Annotated in this window: 1 protein-coding gene and 1 pseudogene; both read left to right on the forward strand. The window is 37.3% G+C overall.

The features are described from left to right. Nucleotides 1–191 (forward strand): annotated as a pseudogene (locus HMPREF2881_RS09480) (hypothetical protein); the annotation flags it as partial. After that, nucleotides 191–1,292: peptidoglycan recognition protein family protein (locus tag HMPREF2881_RS09485; RefSeq protein ID WP_141752625.1), on the forward strand; the 1,102-nt coding region annotated here is incomplete at its 3' end. The pseudogene HMPREF2881_RS09480 and the gene HMPREF2881_RS09485, both read left to right, overlap by 1 nt.

The following is a 1,292-nucleotide window of genomic DNA, read 5'->3' on the forward strand; positions in this document are numbered from 1 at the left end:
TTGGTATTGGTATCGTTTTAGGTGGTATTACAGCTTTTATTCCAGAAATCGTTACTGAATTATCAATTGGTGGCCGATTGCTTGCCGGTTTAATTAGTGGACTAATGGCTACTGGTATTTGGGAAACAGTTCGACCACGTACAGGTTCAACTAAAGATAAAAATAATAAAATTGGTGGAGGTCGTGCGTAATGGCAGAAAAATGGAATGGCGTACCAGTTAAATACGATTTTTTACCTATTGGAACACGCAGAAGTGGGCAACCTTTAACAAGTAAAAAACCTTTATTTGCAGTAGCACATGATACTGGAAACCCTCACACAACAGCACAAACAAACGTGAATTATTATAAAAATACTTATATGATTGATTGGTCAATTGTTGCCAGCGCTCATATATTCGTTGATGATAAAGAGTGCATTGTATGTATTCCAGTAACAGAGAAAGCATGGCATGTATTATATAATACGCCTACCGATAATCAATGGTACAATGCAGACGCAAACGACGTTGCTTTTGGTGTAGAAGGTAGTTACTTCCCAGGTAATATTGAACGTTCACGTAAGTCATTAGATAACATGGCACGAGTGCTTGCTTATTTATGTAATTATTGGGGCATTGATTACAAAACAGAAGTGCCAGGCCACCAAGATATTCAAGCTGATAAGATTGATCCCGGAAACTTATTAGAGGCTTGCGGATATTCACGCAATGTCAAAAATTTAGATAAACAGATCGCTAAATACATTAAGGGCGTTAAATCCGCACCAAGTAAAAAGCTATCAACGAAAACAAACAAAAAGCCAACACCTTCGCCACAAAGTGTGGTTAAGTATAAAGAAGCAATCGAATACATGCACAGCATGAAAGGACAATACATTGACTTCGATAAAGAATATGCTTTCCAATGTGCTGATGTCGTTGTGGACTTCGTTTATCACGTAACAGGTGGCGTAAGATTTTATGGTAATGCTAAAGAATTACACACAGTAAACGCTATGCCTAAAGGCTGGAAAGTTGTCGAAAACACTAGAGATTATGTCCCTCCTATTTGTGCAATTGCCATTTATACAAAAGGTGTTTATAGTCGTTGGGGACATACTGGCTTAGTTTGGGATAATAGTGGAGGCACTAAATCATTTACAATCTTAGAACAAAACTTCGATAGCAACGCAAATACACCAGCTAAATTACGTGAAGATGATTATACAGGCTTAACACACTTTATCGTTCCAGACTTTGCTGATGATAGCGTAGATTTAACAGATATTAAAGAAGTGAAAAAATCAGAAC

This window comes from Staphylococcus sp. HMSC057A08, assembly GCF_001812925.1.
Classification (GTDB): domain Bacteria; phylum Bacillota; class Bacilli; order Staphylococcales; family Staphylococcaceae; genus Staphylococcus; species Staphylococcus hominis.